Origin of the sequence: Streptococcus sp. 210928-DFI.4.42 (genome assembly GCF_020554365.1) — a bacterium.
GTDB classification, from domain to species: domain Bacteria; phylum Bacillota; class Bacilli; order Lactobacillales; family Streptococcaceae; genus Streptococcus; species Streptococcus parasanguinis_S.
In genome coordinates this window covers 163,763-180,647 of sequence record NZ_JAJCHF010000001.1, presented here as the reverse complement: position 1 = coordinate 180,647, position 16,885 = coordinate 163,763, and the positions used below count along the sequence as shown (strand labels likewise).

At 42.7% G+C, this 16,885-nt stretch carries 17 protein-coding genes and 1 riboswitch; of the genes, 16 read left to right on the top strand and 1 reads right to left on the bottom strand.

Annotated elements, in window-relative coordinates; translation table 11 throughout:
- The first annotated feature begins 166 nt into the window (after positions 1–166).
- The 12 genes from LIZ08_RS00840 to LIZ08_RS00785 all read left to right on the top strand — a co-directional run bounded on the left by LIZ08_RS00840 (position 167) and on the right by LIZ08_RS00785 (position 13,079).
- Positions 167–1,264 carry a cystathionine gamma-synthase gene (locus LIZ08_RS00840; protein WP_227038072.1) on the top strand — a complete coding sequence of 366 codons (1,098 nt, stop codon included), beginning with the start codon at positions 167–169 and terminating at the stop codon, positions 1,262–1,264.
- 1 nt (position 1,265) lies between these two features.
- Entirely contained in the window at positions 1,266–2,429 is a 1,164-nt protein-coding gene (locus LIZ08_RS00835; RefSeq protein WP_227038070.1) for a MalY/PatB family protein, read from the top strand.
- A gap of 35 nt (positions 2,430–2,464) precedes the next feature.
- Positions 2,465–2,621, top strand: a riboswitch (M-box (ykoK) riboswitch).
- Between the two features lie 208 nt (positions 2,622–2,829).
- Positions 2,830–5,490, top strand: coding sequence for a magnesium-translocating P-type ATPase (gene mgtA, locus LIZ08_RS00830; RefSeq protein WP_227038067.1), 2,661 nt, complete (start codon positions 2,830–2,832; stop codon positions 5,488–5,490).
- 219 nt (positions 5,491–5,709) lie between these two features.
- Positions 5,710–6,339, top strand: a complete 630-nt coding sequence (gene upp, locus LIZ08_RS00825) for a uracil phosphoribosyltransferase (protein ID WP_003005574.1) — start codon at positions 5,710–5,712, stop codon at positions 6,337–6,339.
- Positions 6,340–6,467: 128 nt separating this feature from the next.
- Positions 6,468–7,058, top strand: a complete 591-nt coding sequence (locus LIZ08_RS00820) for an ATP-dependent Clp protease proteolytic subunit (protein ID WP_003008286.1) — start codon at positions 6,468–6,470, stop codon at positions 7,056–7,058.
- Between the two features lie 277 nt (positions 7,059–7,335).
- Complete coding sequence (locus tag LIZ08_RS00815; RefSeq protein ID WP_223345218.1) at positions 7,336–7,614, top strand: DUF2129 domain-containing protein; 279 nt, start codon at positions 7,336–7,338, stop codon at positions 7,612–7,614.
- A 108-nt stretch (positions 7,615–7,722) separates the two neighbouring features.
- On the top strand, positions 7,723–8,880 hold the full coding sequence (locus tag LIZ08_RS00810; RefSeq protein ID WP_223345219.1) for an ABC transporter substrate-binding protein: 1,158 nt from the start codon (positions 7,723–7,725) through the stop codon (positions 8,878–8,880).
- Between the two features lie 81 nt (positions 8,881–8,961).
- Positions 8,962–9,831, top strand: a complete 870-nt coding sequence (locus LIZ08_RS00805) for a branched-chain amino acid ABC transporter permease (protein ID WP_021153669.1) — start codon at positions 8,962–8,964, stop codon at positions 9,829–9,831.
- 3 nt (positions 9,832–9,834) lie between these two features.
- On the top strand, positions 9,835–10,782 hold the full coding sequence (locus LIZ08_RS00800; RefSeq protein ID WP_031576352.1) for a branched-chain amino acid ABC transporter permease: 948 nt from the start codon (positions 9,835–9,837) through the stop codon (positions 10,780–10,782).
- Positions 10,782–11,546 (top strand): ABC transporter ATP-binding protein, encoded by a 765-nt coding sequence (locus LIZ08_RS00795; protein ID WP_195487790.1) that lies wholly within the window; start codon positions 10,782–10,784, stop codon positions 11,544–11,546. Before LIZ08_RS00800 ends, LIZ08_RS00795 begins: the two co-directional genes overlap by 1 nt.
- A complete protein-coding gene (locus tag LIZ08_RS00790) occupies positions 11,546–12,256 on the top strand; it encodes an ABC transporter ATP-binding protein (RefSeq protein ID WP_003005434.1) in 711 nt (236 codons plus the stop codon). Before LIZ08_RS00795 ends, LIZ08_RS00790 begins: the two co-directional genes overlap by 1 nt.
- Before the next feature lie 166 nt (positions 12,257–12,422).
- On the top strand, positions 12,423–13,079 hold the full coding sequence (locus tag LIZ08_RS00785; RefSeq protein WP_003005183.1) for a CBS domain-containing protein: 657 nt from the start codon (positions 12,423–12,425) through the stop codon (positions 13,077–13,079).
- 42 nt (positions 13,080–13,121) lie between these two features.
- Here LIZ08_RS00785 and LIZ08_RS00780 read toward each other — a convergent pair whose 3' ends face one another.
- On the bottom strand, positions 13,122–14,009 hold the full coding sequence (locus LIZ08_RS00780) for a YitT family protein (RefSeq protein WP_227038065.1): 888 nt from the start codon (positions 14,007–14,009) through the stop codon (positions 13,122–13,124).
- A gap of 149 nt (positions 14,010–14,158) precedes the next feature.
- Here LIZ08_RS00780 and tmk point away from each other — a divergent pair, with 149 nt between their 5' ends.
- From tmk to rsmI, 4 genes are read left to right on the top strand one after another with little or no spacing between them, the layout of a single operon-like run.
- Positions 14,159–14,797, top strand: coding sequence for a dTMP kinase (tmk, locus tag LIZ08_RS00775; RefSeq protein WP_227038063.1), 639 nt, complete (start codon positions 14,159–14,161; stop codon positions 14,795–14,797).
- Complete coding sequence (locus tag LIZ08_RS00770) at positions 14,794–15,687, top strand: DNA polymerase III subunit delta' (protein WP_227038062.1); 894 nt, start codon at positions 14,794–14,796, stop codon at positions 15,685–15,687. The genes tmk and LIZ08_RS00770 overlap by 4 nt, the downstream gene beginning before the upstream one ends.
- Positions 15,688–15,696: 9 nt before the next feature.
- Positions 15,697–16,017 (top strand): DNA replication initiation control protein YabA, encoded by a 321-nt coding sequence (yabA, locus tag LIZ08_RS00765; RefSeq protein WP_003005416.1) that lies wholly within the window; start codon positions 15,697–15,699, stop codon positions 16,015–16,017.
- A gap of 2 nt (positions 16,018–16,019) precedes the next feature.
- A complete protein-coding gene (rsmI, locus tag LIZ08_RS00760) occupies positions 16,020–16,877 on the top strand; it encodes a 16S rRNA (cytidine(1402)-2'-O)-methyltransferase (RefSeq protein WP_227038060.1) in 858 nt (285 codons plus the stop codon).
- Positions 16,878–16,885 lie beyond the last annotated feature (8 nt).

The window sequence follows — 16,885 nt, the reverse complement described above, 5'->3', positions numbered from 1 at the left end:
GGAGGTGGGACGACGAAATCGAATTCTAACGAATTACCGATTTCTGTCCCACTCTATTTTCTTATAGTTTGAAACTATAGCTAGGTCTTGAAAATGGGAAAACCGCTCTCCTCATAATAGTGATAAAATAGTAATCAGTTAGATTGAATGTTTATCGGAGGGCGATATGAGTAAAAAACGCAATATCAATACGATTTTGGCACAGGCAGGAATCAAGTCGGATAAAGCAACGGGAGCTTTGACAACTCCTTTGCATTTCTCTACGACTTACCAACACCCAGAATTTGGTCAGTCTACAGGTTTTGACTATACCCGTACGAAAAATCCAACACGCGCAACAGCTGAGAAGACTTTGGCAGCTATCGAAAGTGCAGACTATGCTTTGGCGACAAGCTCTGGAATGTCAGCCATCGTGCTTGCTTTTAGCATTTTCCCAGTTGGTTCAAAAGTCTTAGCCGTTCGTGACCTTTATGGAGGTTCTTTCCGTTGGTTTAACCAACAAGAGCAAGAAGGTCGTTTCTCTTTCACCTATGCCAATACAGAAGAAGAACTGATCCACCATCTAGATAATGATCCGGTGGATGTCCTCTATATTGAAACACCAACAAATCCATTGATGTTGGAATTTGATATTGCTCATTTAGCCAAATTGGCCCATGCAAAAGGTGCCAAAGTCGTGGTGGACAATACTTTCTATAGCCCTATCTATCAACGCCCAATTGAAGAGGGAGCGGATATTGTTCTTCATTCAGCAACCAAGTACCTAGCTGGTCACAACGATGTCTTGGCTGGTGTTGTCGTGACAAATGAGGCAGACTTGTATGACAAACTCTTTTACAACTTGAACACGACAGGTGCTGTTCTTTCCCCATTTGACAGCTATCTGCTGATCCGTGGTCTCAAGACGCTCTCTATCCGGATGGAGCGCTCTACAGAGAATGCTCGCAAGGTGGTCGAGTTTTTGAAAACCTCCCCTCAGGTCAAAGAAGTCCTCTACACTGGAAAAGGTGGAATGGTCTCCTTTAAAATTCAAGATGAGAAAAAAATTCCTAACTTGTTGAATTCCCTTCAAGTCTTTACCTTTGCAGAAAGCCTGGGCGGAGTTGAAAGTTTGATCACTTATCCTACCACTCAAACTCATGCGGACATTCCTGCAGAAGTTCGTCATTCATATGGTTTGACAGATGATCTTCTTCGTTTGTCCATCGGAATCGAAGAAGCGGATGATTTGATTGAAGATTTGAAACAAGCATTGGAGGCTTAAGATGACCAAATATGATTTCACGACTTTACCGAATCGCTTGACCCACCATACTTACAAGTGGAAAGAAACAGAGACAGATCCAGAAATCATTCCGGCTTGGATCGCGGACATGGATTTTAATGTCATTCCAGAAGTACGAGAAGCTGTTATCGGCTATGCAGACCAAATGGTCTATGGCTACACCTATGCATCGGATAGCCTCTACCAGTCTATCCTTGATTGGGAAAAAGAAGAGCATGGCTATTCCTTTGACAAGGAAGCTGTCGTCTTTATCGAAGGTGTTGTTCCGGCTATTTCAACAGCTATTCAAGCCTTTACTAAGGAAGAGGATGCTGTCTTAATCAATACGCCGGTCTATCCTCCATTTGCCAGAAGTGTCAAACTCAATCGTCGAAAATTGATCGAAAATTCATTGGTTGAAAAGGATGGTCTTTTCCAAATTGATTTTGATCAGCTGGAAAAAGACATTGTGGAGCAAGAGGTGAAACTCTATGTTTTGTGTAATCCGCACAACCCTGGAGGCCGTGTATGGGATCGTGAAGTCTTGGAAAAAATCGGCCACCTCTGTCAAAAACATGGTGTCCTTCTCGTTTCAGATGAGATCCACCAAGATTTGGCCTTGTTTGGCCACCGTCATACCAGCTTTAACACGGTTGATCCAAGCTTTAAAGATTTCAGCTTGATCTTAACCAGTGCAACTAAGACTTTCAATATTGCAGGAACAAAAAATTCCTATGTGGTCATTGAAAATCCAAAGCTTCGTACGGCTTTTAAACAACGGCAATTGGCCAATAACCAACATGAAATCTCAGGCTTGGGCTATATTGCTACAGAAGCAGCTTATCGCCATGGCAAACCTTGGTTGACAGAGCTCAAGCAAGTCTTTGAAAAACACATTGACTATGTTGTAGATGAATTGCAGGAAAAGACCAATATCCGAGTCATGAAGCCCCAAGGAACCTATCTTCTTTGGTTGGACTTTTCAGCCTATCCTTATACCGATGATGAGCTACATGCTAGAATCCATGACCAAGCCAAATTGATTTTGAACCGTGGAACAGATTTCGGAAAAGAAGGAACCTTGCACGCCCGCCTTAATGTAGCGGCTCCTTTCTCTCTTATTGAAGAAATTACCAAACGTTTAGTTGATACTTTTCACAAATAAGTGTTGACTTTCTGTAAGTGAAGGAGTAAAATATACTCGAAATACGGTAGGTGAGGCTACCACAAGGATACGGATGACTACCGCAAAGCAGTGGAGACACTACTCGTTGGTCAACAGTCCTGATCGCAAAGGTCAAGACTAAGCTCATTTCATTGCCTTGCGGAGCTAAAGCTTGAACGGTCAATTTTTTAAGAGTTTTGATTAAAAAATAAATGATGAGTTTCATGAGTCCTACCGATCGAGGGTAGGACTCTTTTTTATGCCTTACCAAGAAAAGTGAAAGGAGAGAGCTATGATACAAATCGACGATCATCCCGAGCCGCACCGAGCCAGCCAATCGCTGATTTGTGTCGTAGGGACTCCAAAAGTGATTGGCTCCTGATTGAAAAAGGAGATACCAATGCAAACAAATAAAGAAAGATTCATTACTGCTCTTCAAGAACCACTTGAAACCACCTTTGCCACCTACAAAACCAGTGCCCTTGGTCTAGTTGACGATCAAGTAGAAGAAAACCGCGATACCTATGGCGAAAATGTCATCACAAAAGGTCAAGAAGATTCTATGATCAAAAAGATCTACGAATCGATCATCAATCCTTTTACGGTGATTTTGTTGGTCATTGCGCTGGTTTCCTTCATCACCAATGTCTGGCTAGCGAAGCCAGGTGAGCAGGACCCAACGACCTCCATCATCATTGTGACCTTGGTCTTGATTTCTGGTGGGATCCGCTTCATTCAAGAATTGCGAAGCGACAAAGCTGCCAGCAACTTATCACGTATGATTGTCAATACAGCGACCGTTCTGCGTGATGGATCCGAACAAGAAATTCCGATCGATGAAATCGTTGTCGGAGATGTGATCAAACTGAGTGCCGGCGATATGATCCCAGCAGATGTGGTCTTGATTGATTCTCGTGACTTTTTTGTCCAACAATCTGGCCTCACAGGGGAAAGTGATGCTGTTGAAAAGGTTTGTCTCAGAAAAGCCGACAGTCAAAATTTAGATAGTCTCTTGGAGAGTGAAAGCTTGGCCTTCATGGGGACCAATGTCATCTCCGGCCGGGCGACAGCCTTGGTCTTGGTCGTGGGAGATGAAACCATGATGGGCGCCATTGAGCAAACCATCAACACCTATGACGAACCAACTTCATTTGAGAGAGAAATGAATACCATCTCTTGGCTCTTGATTCGGCTCATGTTAGTCATGGTGCCCGTTGTCTTTGTGATCAATGGCCTCACAGACGGTGACTGGTTAGAAGCAGGCGTCTTTGCCCTCAGCGTTGGGGTTGGTTTGACTCCTGAAATGTTGCCGATGATTATTACGGCGAGTCTTGCCAAAGGCTCCATCATCATGGCCAAGGAAAAAGTCGTCATCAAAAAACTCAATGCGATCCAAGACCTTGGGGCTATCGATATTTTGTGTACAGATAAGACAGGAACCTTGACCCAAGATGAAATCGTTTTGGAGTATCCGCTTGATATCCATGGCGATTTGGATCTATCAGTCCTTCGCCGGGCTTATTTGAATTCCTATTTCCAAACTGGGCTAAAAAATTTGATGGACCGGGCGATTATCAATCGAACCCATAAAGAAGCCAAGAAACATGAGATCGTCCGAGATCTAGATCAAACCTTCCATAAGATAGATGAATTGCCCTTTGATTTTGAACGTCGTCGCATGAGTGTCATTGTTAAAGACGAAGACGGTGTGGTCAGCATGGTGACCAAGGGTGCCTTGGAAGAAATGCTTTCTGTATCGACTTATGTTGAGTACAAGGGTGATATCAAACGATTAACAGACGAGGTCCGTCAAGAGGTCCTCGCTGAGGTCGCTCAATTAAATGAACAAGGTCTTCGTGTTTTGGGCGTCAGCTACAAAACCGACTTGGACGAAAATGACATCTTTAGTGTTGAAGATGAAGGAGACATGATCCTAACCGGTTACCTGGCCTTTCTTGATCCACCAAAACCTTCTGCAGCTCCAGCGATCAAAGCTCTTGCAGAATATGGGGTTACCACTAAGATCTTAACTGGCGACAATGATAAGGTCACCCAAGCTGTCTGTGAAAAAGTAGGACTAGATGTCGAGCGGATACTTTTGGGAAGCGAAATCGATACGATGACAGACCAAGAGTTAGCACAAGTTGTGGAAACAACAACGGTCTTTGCCAAATTATCACCAGATCAAAAAGCGCGGATCATCCTCTGTCTCAAGAACAATGGCCACAAGGTGGGTTACATGGGAGATGGGATTAACGATGCTCCATCCATGAAGGTCTCAGACGTTGGGATCTCCGTGGATACCGCTGTGGATATTGCCAAGGAAACAGCAGATGTCATCCTTCTAGATAAGGACTTGATGGTTCTTGAAAAAGGCTTGGTCGAAGGCCGCAAGGTCTATGCCAATATGACCAAGTACATCAAGATGACGGTCTCTTCTAACTTCGGGAACATCTTTTCTCTGCTCTTTGCCAGCATCTTTTTGCCTTTCCTTCCAATGGCTCCCGTTCATTTGATTGTGCTCAATCTTATCTATGATCTTTCTTGTATCGCCCTTCCTTTTGACAATGTCGACAAGGAATTCCTCAAGAAACCTCGTATCTGGGAAGCAAACTCTATCATGCGTTTTATGGCCTGGATTGGTCCCATTTCATCTGTATTTGATATTATTACCTACATGCTTCTTTACTTCCTTGTTGTTCCTATGATTTTAGGTCATGGCTACAACCATGGAGCAGCAGATGCAGCAGCCTTTATCATGGTGTTCCAAACTGGATGGTTTATCGAATCCATGTGGTCTCAAACCATGGTTATCCATATGTTGCGTTCACCAAAACTGCCATTTATCCAAAGTCGTCCAGCCTTCTCAGTCGTGGTGACGACCCTAGCAGCAGCCTTCTTTGTAACCTCCCTTCCATATAGTCCTTTGGCTTCTATCTTGAAGTTGAGCCAACTAAATGGATTGTACTTTGTTCTATTGTTTGCTATTATCGTCCTTTATATGCTGAGTGTGACGGTTGTCAAACGTATCTATATTAAGAAATACAAAGAATGGTTGTAATTGATTGATAGAAAGAGTGAGTCCGAACTTAAAAAATTAAGTGTAAGGGCTCTCTTTTTTTTGTAAAATTTGGTATAATAAGAGGAATGTAAAGTTGGAAATGAAGATTTCCATGTGCTGTGAGTATCAAAGAGGGACTGAAAGAAAGAGTAGAGCTTGACTCCACTTTTATCATAGTTCTTTTTTGAAAAATAACAGCTTAGAAAGAAGGATCTCAAAATGGGAAAATTAGAAGTTATTACACATCCACTGATTCAACACAAATTGTCTATTCTCCGCCGCACGGATACCTCTACGAAGGCCTTTCGTGAATTGGTAGATGAAATTGCTATGTTGATGGGCTACGAAGTGTTGCGTGAATTGCCTCTTGAAGATGTTGAAATTGAAACTCCTATTACTAAAACCGTTCAAAAGCAAATCGCAGGGAAGAAGTTGGCTATTGTCCCAATTCTTCGTGCAGGGATTGGGATGGTCGATGGTCTCTTGAGTTTGGTACCAGCTGCTAAGGTTGGCCATATCGGGATGTACCGTGATGAAGAAACCTTGAAACCAGTTGAATACTTGGTGAAATTGCCAGAAGATATTGATCAACGTCGTATCTTTGTAGTAGACCCGATGCTTGCTACGGGTGGATCCGCTATTCTAGCGATTGATTCCTTGAAAAAACGTGGCGCTAGCCATATCAAATTTGTCTGCCTAGTATCAGCGCCAGAAGGGGTGAAAGCTCTTCAAGAAGCTCACCCAGATGTTGATATCTTTACAGCAGCCCTCGATGATCATTTGAATGAACATGGCTACATTGTTCCTGGTCTTGGAGATGCGGGTGACCGTTTATTCGGTACCAAATAAGAAACCATTCATGATTCGTCCGAAAGGTGCTTAAGATTTGACCTTTTTTGACCATTGGTTTATAATAGCACATATACTTTGAACCTCACGAATTGTGAGAATGAATGGATACTAAAGGAGAAGAATAGATGATTCCAGTAGTTATTGAACAAACCAGTCGTGGAGAACGTTCTTACGATATTTATTCCCGTCTGTTGAAAGATCGAATTATCATGGTAACAGGACCAGTTGAGGACCAAATGGCTAACTCCATTATCGCTCAATTGCTCTTCTTGGATGCCCAAGATAATACAAAAGATATCTATATGTATATCAATACACCAGGTGGCTCTGTCTCGGCAGGTCTAGCCATTGTAGATACCATGAACTTTATCAAGTCAGATGTCCAAACCATTGTCATGGGGATGGCAGCTTCTATGGGAACAATTATCGCTTCAAGCGGCGCGAAGGGCAAACGCTTCATGTTGCCAAACGCCGAGTATATGATTCACCAACCAATGGGTGGTACTGGTGGTGGTACCCAACAAACCGATATGGCGATTGCAGCAGAACACTTGCTCAAAACACGGAATAACTTGGAAAAAATCCTTGCGGAAAATTCAGGTCAATCCATTGAAAAAGTGCATGCTGATGCTGAACGTGACAATTGGATGAGCGCGCAAGAAACACTTGAATATGGCTTTATTGATGAAATCATGGCCAATAATAAATTGGACTAAACCATCCTATGGGAAGGTCCGTCAAGAGGCTGGGACAAAAGTCCTAGCCTCTCAATTATTTTTGGATTGTCGAGCAAAACGTAGTGGTTGAGTGGGCTCTACTACGCTGATTTCATCAGCTTTTACAGCCCTACTCAACTGTGCGGAGGTGGGACGATGAAATCGAATTCTAACGAATTACCATTTTCTGTCCCACTCTCTTTTTTGCTCTCATAAAAGAGTAGTTCTTTTTCTTGAAATTTGATATACTAGTAACAGAACGAGAAAGGGATTGACCATGTTTGAGAAACAAGAAAGAACAGGCTTGATTGTTAAATTGTATTACAATCGAGACGGAAAAAAATTACAATCTGTCGGAGATGTCTTGTACCATTCTAAGAAATGCCGTTATGTCCAATTGTATGTGGACAGTGACAAGGCCGATCAAGTCATGGAAGACTTAAAAAAAGAACGTTATGTCAAAAAGGTCTTGCCTTGCCATCTCAAAGATTTAGATACAGATTTTGTGGGGAGTTTGCAACGATTGGAGACCCCATCTGTGGTCATAGAAGTTTAGAAAACGCAATCATTTGATGGATTGTGCTTTTTTTATTGACAATTGTCAGATAATTCGGTATATTCTTAATGTATTTAATTTAAGATTCATTTAAGGAGATCATTACAAATGAAGAAAAAATTTGCTCTTTCATTTTTAACCATTGCAAGCATCGCTCTTCTTGCTGCTTGTGGTGAAGTTTCTACTTCAGGTTCAAACACAACTGGTAACGAAATCGGCAAGGAACTAAAAGTCGGTTTTAACTTTGAAAAAACTGGTGAAGTAGCAGCCTACGGTAGCGCTGAACAAAAAGGTGCTCAATTGGCCGTTGATGAAATCAACGCTAAGGGTGGAGCTGATGGCAAAAAGATCGTTGTCACAGATAAAGATAACAAGTCTGAAACAGCTGAAGCAGCTACAGTCACTACAAACCTTGTCACTCAATCAAAAGTGAACGCTCTTGTTGGACCTGCAACTTCAGGTGCTACTGCAGCAGCGGTTGCCAACGCTGGTAAAGCAGGTGTTCCATTGGTAACACCATCTGCAACTCAAGATGATTTGACAAAAGGTCAAGATTACCTCTTCCGTGCTACCTTCATCGATAGCTTCCAAGGAAAAATCATTGCCAAATACACAACTGATAACTTGAAAGCGAAGAAAGTCGTTCTTTACTACGATAACTCATCTGACTATGCGAAAGGGATTGCTGAAGCCTTCAAGAAATCTTACAAAGGTGAAATCGTAGCAACAGAAACCTTCCAATCTAAGGATACAGACTTCCAAGCTGCTCTTACAAAAATCAAAGATAAAGATTTCGATGCGATTGTTCTTCCAGGTTACTACACAGAAACTGGTAAGATCGTAAACCAAGCGCGTGGTATGGGAATCAAACAACCAATCATTGGTGGGGATGGATTTAGCGATGCTAAGTTCGTTGAACAAGCAACACCTGCCGCAGCTACAGATATCTACTACGTAGCTGGATTCTCTACTGAAGGTGAAATGACTGATAAAGCCAAGAAATTCGTAGAAGCCTACAAAGCGAAATACAATGAAGAACCTTCAATGTTCGCAGCTTTGGCTTATGATTCAGTTTACATGGTTGCAGAAGCATCTAAAGGTGCTAAGAACTCTGTCGAATTGAAAGATAACCTTGCGAAGTTGAAAGACTTGGAAGGTGTGACTGGTACAATGTCAATTGACAAGAACCACAACCCGGTTAAATCAGCTCTTATGATTGGCTTGAAAGATGGTAAAGTCAAATCAGTTGAGTCTGTTAAACCATAATTATCATTTGTTGTTTGTACAAGAGGCTGGGAGAATGAAAATTCCTGGCCTCGCTCTTTATTGTTAGAAAGGATGGTTCAAATGCTCCAGCAATTAGTGAACGGTCTAATCTTGGGGAGTGTCTATGCACTCTTGGCCCTTGGTTATACCATGGTGTATGGAATTATCAAATTGATCAACTTTGCCCATGGGGATATCTACATGGTAGGTGCCTTTATGGGATATTTCTTATTGAACTCATGGAAAGTGAACTTCTTTGTCGCCTTGCTCCTAGCCATGGTTGGGACAGCTATTTTAGGGGTTGTAATTGAATACCTGGCTTATCGTCCGCTTCGTCATTCGACTCGGATTGCAGCCTTGATCACAGCCATCGGGGTTTCCTTCTTGCTCGAATATGGGATGGTCTTCTTCGTCGGTGCCAATACCCGTTCCTTCCCGCAAGTGATTAAAACGGTTCGTTACAACTTCGGTCCTATTTCAATCTCCAATATTCAGTTGATGATCTTGGGAGTATCTGTTTTCTTGATGGTCGCTCTTCAATTTATTATTCAAAAAACAAAGATGGGGAAAGCCATGCGGGCTGTATCTGTGGATAGTGATGCCGCTCAATTGATGGGGATTAACGTAAACCGTACGATCAGCTTTACCTTTGCTTTGGGATCAGCCTTGGCAGGTGCTGGTGGTGTCTTGATTGGTTTGTATTACAACTCGATCGAGCCTTTGATGGGGATGACACCAGGGATCAAAGCCTTTGTCGCAGCCGTTCTTGGAGGAATCGGAATCATTCCAGGTGCTGCCCTAGGTGGATTTGTTATCGGTTTGTTGGAAACCTTCGCTACAGCGATCGGTCTTTCAGACTTCCGTGATGCCATTGTGTATGCCATCTTGATTGTGATCTTGCTCATCCGTCCAGCAGGTATCCTCGGTAAAAATGTGAAAGAGAAGGTGTAAGCCATGAAACAAAATTTAAAACTGAATTTAGTCTGGCTTGGTCTTTTGGTCGCAGGTTTTGCCTTGATCCAAGTCTTGGTTGCAGCGGGTGTGCTCAACCTCTTCTATATCCAAATTTTAGAACAAATTGGAATTAATATTATCCTTGCAGTTGGCTTGAACCTCATTGTTGGTTTCTCAGGTCAATTCTCACTCGGGCATGCCGGATTTATGGCGATTGGTGCCTATTCTGCAGCCATTCTCGGTTCCAAATCACCAACCTATGGGGCTTTCTTTGGCGCGATGGTTTTAGGTGCTTTGATTGCTGGTGTCGTTGCCTTGATCGTTGGGGTTCCAACCCTTCGTTTGAAAGGGGACTACCTCGCGATTGCGACACTTGGGGTTTCTGAAATCATCCGGATCTTGATCGTCAATGGGGGTACCCTCACCAATGGTGCTGCTGGGATCCTTGGTTTGCCAGCCTTTACAACTTGGCAATTGGTTTACCTCTTTGTTGTCATTACAACGATCTTTACGATTAACTTCTTACGTAGTCCAATTGGACGCTCTACCCTTTCTGTTCGTGAAGATGAAATCGCAGCAGAATCTGTTGGGATCAATACGACCAAAGTCAAAGTCATCGCCTTTGTATTTGGTGCGATCACAGCGGCGATTGCTGGATCTCTCCAAGCCGGCTTTATCGGCTCTGTTGTTCCTAAAGATTACTCTTTCACCAATACCATTAATGTCTTGATCATTGTCGTGTTTGGTGGTTTGGGATCAATGTCCGGAACAGTTGTGGCAGCCATCGTCTTGGGTATCTTGAACATGGTGCTTCAAGACTTCTCAAGTGTACGTATGATCATTTACTCATTGGCTTTGATTCTCGTAATGATCTTCCGTCCAGGTGGTCTTCTTGGAACATGGGAATTCAGCTTGAAAAAACTACTCTCAAAAAAGGAGGCTAACTAATGGCACTTCTTGAAGTAAAAAATTTAACAAAAAACTTTGGTGGTTTGACAGCCGTTGGGGATGTGACCATGGAACTTAATGAAGGGGAATTGGTTGGTTTGATCGGACCCAACGGTGCCGGTAAAACAACCCTCTTCAACCTCCTAACAGGGGTATATGAACCAAGTGAAGGGACCATTACCTTAGATGGTCAGTTGCTAAATGGTAAAGCACCTTATAAAATCGCTGCAGGTGGTCTGGGACGGACTTTCCAAAATATTCGTCTCTTTAAAGATTTAAGCGTTTTGGACAATGTCTTGATTGCCTTTGCCAATCACCACAAACCACATGTCTTTGCGAGTCTTTTCCGCTTGCCAAGCTATTACAAGAATGAAGAAGCTTTGAAAGCGAAAGCCCTTGAATTGTTAGCGATTTTTGGTTTGGAAAAAGAAGCAGATACCTTGGCCAAAAACTTAGCTTACGGACAACAACGTCACTTGGAGATCGTTCGTGCCCTTGCTACAGAGCCAAAAATCCTCTTCTTGGATGAACCTGCTGCAGGGATGAACCCTCAAGAAACATCAGAATTAACCCAACTGATCCGTCGCATTCAAAAAGAATTTAATATTACGATCATGTTGATCGAGCATGATATGAGTTTGGTTATGGAAGTAACAGAACGGATTTATGTATTGGAATATGGCCGCTTGATTGCCCATGGTACGCCAGATGAAATCAAGAACAACAAACGTGTAATCGAAGCCTATCTAGGAGGTGAAGCCTAATGTCTATGTTAAAAGTTGAAAATCTTTCTGTACACTATGGCATGATCCAGGCTGTCCGTGATGTCAGTTTCGAGGTAAATGAAGGAGAAGTTGTTTCTCTTATCGGTGCTAACGGTGCTGGGAAAACATCTATTCTTCGTACCATTTCAGGTTTGGTGCGTCCAAGTGCTGGGAAAATTGAGTTTTTGGGTCAGGAGATTCAAAAGGTTCCAGCTCAAAAGATTGTAGCAGCAGGACTCTCCCAAGTTCCAGAAGGCCGTCACGTCTTTCCAGGCTTGACCGTTATGGAAAACTTGGAAATGGGAGCTTTCTTGAAGAAAGATCGAGAAGAAAATCAAGCTAACTTGAAGAAAGTCTTCTCCCGTTTCCCACGTTTGGAAGAACGGAAGAACCAAGATGCAGCCACCCTATCTGGTGGGGAGCAACAAATGCTTGCAATGGGTCGTGCCCTCATGTCGACGCCAAAACTTTTGCTCCTGGATGAACCTTCTATGGGATTGGCCCCAATCTTTATCCAAGAAATCTTTGATATCATCCAAGATATCCAAAAACAAGGAACAACTGTTCTCTTGATTGAACAAAATGCCAACAAGGCCCTTGCCATCGCAGACCGCGGTTATGTTTTGGAAACAGGGAAAGTCGTTCTTACCGGAACAGGAAAAGAACTCTTAGCCTCAGAAGAAGTCCGCAAGGCCTACCTTGGTGGATAAGATTTTTAAGTTTGTTTGAAAGGAAAGGTCGAATGGCCTTTCTTTTTTTCACCTCTCTTGTTTGATTTTTCTAAATTTTGAAAACAAGAGAAAACTGCTGAAAGCGTTTGAAATCATTCTTAAAATCAAGTATAATAAAAATAATAAAAGCATAGGAGAACTTGTTATGGCTGTTAAAGATTTTATGACACGTAAAGTGGTTTACATTAGTCCAGATACTACAATTGCCCACGCGGCAGATTTGATGCGCGAACAAGGTTTGCACCGTTTGCCAGTCATTGAAAACGATAAATTGGTTGGTTTGGTGACAGAAGGTACGATTGCAGAAGCAAGTCCATCTAAAGCAACAAGCTTGTCTATTTTCGAGATGAACTATCTGTTGAACAAGACTAAGGTTAAAGATGTCATGCTTCGCGATGTCATTACCGTCTCTAAATTTGCAAGCTTAGAAGATGCTACTTACCTCATGTATAAGAACAAGGTGGGAATTCTTCCAGTCGTGGACAATGACCAAGTATCCGGTGTCATCACAGATCGTGATATTTTCCGTGCCTTCCTTGAAGTATCCGGTTATGGAGAAGAAGGAGTTCGTGTTCGCTTTGTGACAGAAGATAAGGTTGGCGTTCTAGAACAAATCATTCACTTGATTGTAGAAGAAGGGTATAACATCGCAAATACAGTCAATATCCCAACCAAAGACGATCGTGTCGTTATCGAAGTTCAAATTGATGGGGTGACAGATCTAGAAGGAATCCGTAGTAAATTTGAAGCCAACGGTTTGAAAGTCGATGAAATCACTCGAACAACCGCAAAAGCTATTTAATAGAAAAATCAGGCTGGATGACAATCCAGTCTGATTTTTCTATTAACGGTTAATGGGTTGTTTTTCTTTATCTAAAGTGAAGCCTTCGCCCAGAATTTCATGGGCTTCTGAAATGGTGATAAAGGCGAATGGATCGATCTGATTGATGATGTCTTTCATTTGTTTCATCTCATTCCGTGAAACGACACAGTAGACAATATCCAGATCTTTACGGCTGTAATAGCCCATCCCGCGAATAAAGGTAATCCCGCGACCCAGATCGTCAGAAACCTTTTTGGCAATTTCTTCTGGTTTAGAGGTAACGATAAGGAAGCCTTTTCCAGCAAAACCACCTTCCCCAATCAAGTCGATGACAAGGGTGTCAATCAGGATAAAGAAGAGGGTATACATAGCGGTGCGGACATCTTGGAAGACTACGACAACAGTTATCAGAACAATGGCATCGACAATCAACATGAGTTTTCCCATACTGAGGGAAGTGTATTTATTAAAGATGCGAGCGAGGATATCTGTTCCTCCAGTGGTTCCTCCAGCATTGAAGATGATCCCTAGCCCTAAACCAAGGACAACCCCTGAGGCGATACAGGCAAGCAGAATATCTCCTTTAAAGGCGTCAAAGATGAAGTGATGGTAGCGGTGGCTGAGGGGCATGGCTTCAAAAATAGCCATCCAAGCCGAAACTGAGAAAGTCCCCAGTAAGCTCAGATAAAGAGATTTCTTGCCCAGCAGCTTCCAAGCCAAAACGAAGAGAGGGATATTGATCAGCAAGTTCATGATGGATACAGGGATTTTGAAAAGGTAATAGGTGATCAAGGTAATCCCTGTTGCTCCTCCTTCATAGAAGTGAAAGGGAATGACTAAAAAATAGATCCCAAACGAAAAAATGCCGGCCCCAAAAATGATAGCCAGAATATCTTTAAATTTAAACATGATAGGTTGTCTCCTAAAACTTTATAAGAATATTGTAACAAAAAAGTGAAAAAATGAAAATGACTTTGAAAAATTTTCTCTCCTTAAATACAAGATTTTTACCCTTATTTTTGGTAAAATAAAAAGAAGAAAAACAGAAAGAGGATACTATGGTAAACGGTACATTAATTTCATTTGAAGGTCCAGAAGGAGCGGGAAAATCATCGGTCCTAGAAGCCATTTTGCCTCTACTTGAAGAAAAAGGAATTCCTTTTATTACAACCCGTGAACCAGGTGGTGTCGACATTGCCGAAAAGATCCGCCAAGTCATTTTGGATCCAGACCATACTAGTATGGATGCCAAGACCGAGTTGTTGCTCTATATTGCTAGTCGCCGGCAGCATTTGGTGGAACGTGTCTTGCCAGCTCTTGCAGCTGGGAAGGTTGTCTTGATGGACCGCTTTATTGACAGCTCGGTGGCTTATCAAGGGTATGGTCGCGGTCTGAGTGTGGAAGATATCGAGTGGCTCAATCAATTCGCAACAGATGGCCTTAAACCAGACCTAACCCTTTACTTTGATCTGGATGTCGAAGAAGGGCTCGCACGAATTGCGAAAAACCAAGAGCGGGAAGTCAATCGTTTGGATTTGGAAGGATTGGAGCTTCACCAAAAAGTCAGACAAGGTTATTTAGCTTTGTATGAAAAGGAACCAGAGCGCATCGTGAAAATCGATGCCAGTCAATCCTTTGAAGCAGTCTTTGTGGATGTCTTGGCTGTTTTAGAAAATCGCTTGGGGACATTGAAATGAATCTAGAAGAGATCCAACAGCTCCAGCCAGAATTGGTGGAGCGCTTCACCCAGATCCTAGAACACAAACAGCTTAGTCATGCTTATCTCTTTACAGGTTCTTTTGCCAGTTTTGAGATGGCCCTCTTGCTAGCTCAAAGTCAGTTTTGCGAAGATTTGCAAGGAGTCTGGCCTTGTGGCAAATGCCGATCCTGTCGCTTGATTGCTGAAGAAGAATTCTCAGATGTGAAGATCGTGCGTCCAGTCAACCAGATCATAAAGACCGATCGTATTCGCTCGCTCGTTCAAGACTTTTCTCAATCCGGGTTTGAAGGAAGTCGGCAGGTCTTTATCGTCCAAGATGCGGACAAGATGCACACCAATGCAGCGAATTCTCTCTTAAAGGTTATGGAAGAGCCCCAGAGTGAGATCTATCTCTTCTTGTTGGCATCCGATGAAAACTTGATTTTACCGACCATCAAGAGTCGGGCCCAGCAGGTCCATTTTCCCAAAAAGCAAGCCTACCTTACCGAACGTCTAGAAAAAGAAGGTTTGATTAAATCGCAGGCAAGTCTAGTAGCTCGATTTAGTTTTAGTCTTGAAGAGGTAGAGCAGCAAAAAAAGAATGCTACTTTTTTTGAGTTGGCTAAAGTTTGTAATCAGTTCATCGAACGTTGTCACTCCAATTTGAATCGCGCCTATTTGGAAGTGACCCGATTGGTGAGCTTAGCAGATGATAAGGAAAAACAAAGCCAGGCTTTTCGTTTGATGGAGTTGTCTTTAGAAGAGCAGTTACGTTTGAGCAGATCCCAGCAGCTGCTGGAAAAATTGAGTCTTGCTCGCACCATGTGGAAGGCCAATGTTTCTTTTCAAAATGCTCTAGAATATATGGTTTTGAGCTTAGAAAGTTAAGGAGTCAGAATGAATAAAAAAGAATTATTTGATGCTTTAGACGGCTTTTCTCAGAATTTGTTGGTCACCTTGGCTGAAGTTGAAGCCATCAAGAAAAATTTGAAACAAGTCATCGAAGAAAATACAGCTCTTCGCTTAGAAAATGATAAATTGAGAGAACGTTTGGGGGAAGTTGAGAAGACTTCATCCGCAAAGTCACAACACCACGGCCGTGAAAATTTGCAACGTATTTACAACGATGGTTTTCATATCTGCACTTATTCCTATGGTCAACGCCGTGAGAACGATGAAGAGTGTATGTTTTGTGACGAGTTGTTATTTAGGGAGTAAGCATGCAGATCCAACGAAGTTTTAAAGGGGAAAAGAAAACTGGGGTGCTTTACTTGGTCCCAACACCGATCGGTAACCGGGAGGATATGAGTTACCGCATGGTCCAGACCCTAAAGGATGTGGACTTGATCGCAGCTGAGGATACTAGAAATACAGGCCTCTTGCTCAAGCATTTTGAGATTGCGACACCCCAGACCAGCTTTCATGAGCACAATGCCATGGAGAAAATTCCAGATCTGATCGCCCATTTAGAATCTGGAAAAGACTTAGCGCAAGTCTCAGATGCAGGACTCCCTAGTATTTCTGACCCTGGTCATGATTTGGTCAAGGCAGCGATTGAACGCGAGATTCCTGTCGTAGCTGTGCCTGGTCCTAGTGCAGGTATAACGGGTTTGATTGCCAGTGGCCTAGCCCCTCAACCTCATATTTTTTATGGATTTCTGCCTCGCAAAGAGGGGCAACAAAAGGCCTTTTTCCAAGAAAAAGTGGCCTACCCTGAGACTCAGATCTTTTATGAGTCGCCCCATCGGGTGAAGGCGACCTTAGAGAATATGTTGGCTGTCTATGGGGATCGTTCGGTCGTCCTGGTTCGTGAATTGACCAAGATCTACGAGGAATATACTCGTGGCAGTATTTCTGAGTTAGTCGCATTTCTTGAAGAAAATCCCCTCAAAGGGGAGTGTCTCTTGATCGTCGAAGGAGCCAAGGAAGAAGAGCTAGACCTAGAAGAGGTCGACTTGATTCAAGAGATCGACACCTTGGTCCAAGAGGGCATGAAGAAAAATCAAGCAATTAAACAGGTCGCCAAACAATATGGCCTGCAAAAGAGTGAGCTCTATGCTCGTTACCATCAAGACTAGGAAAGGTT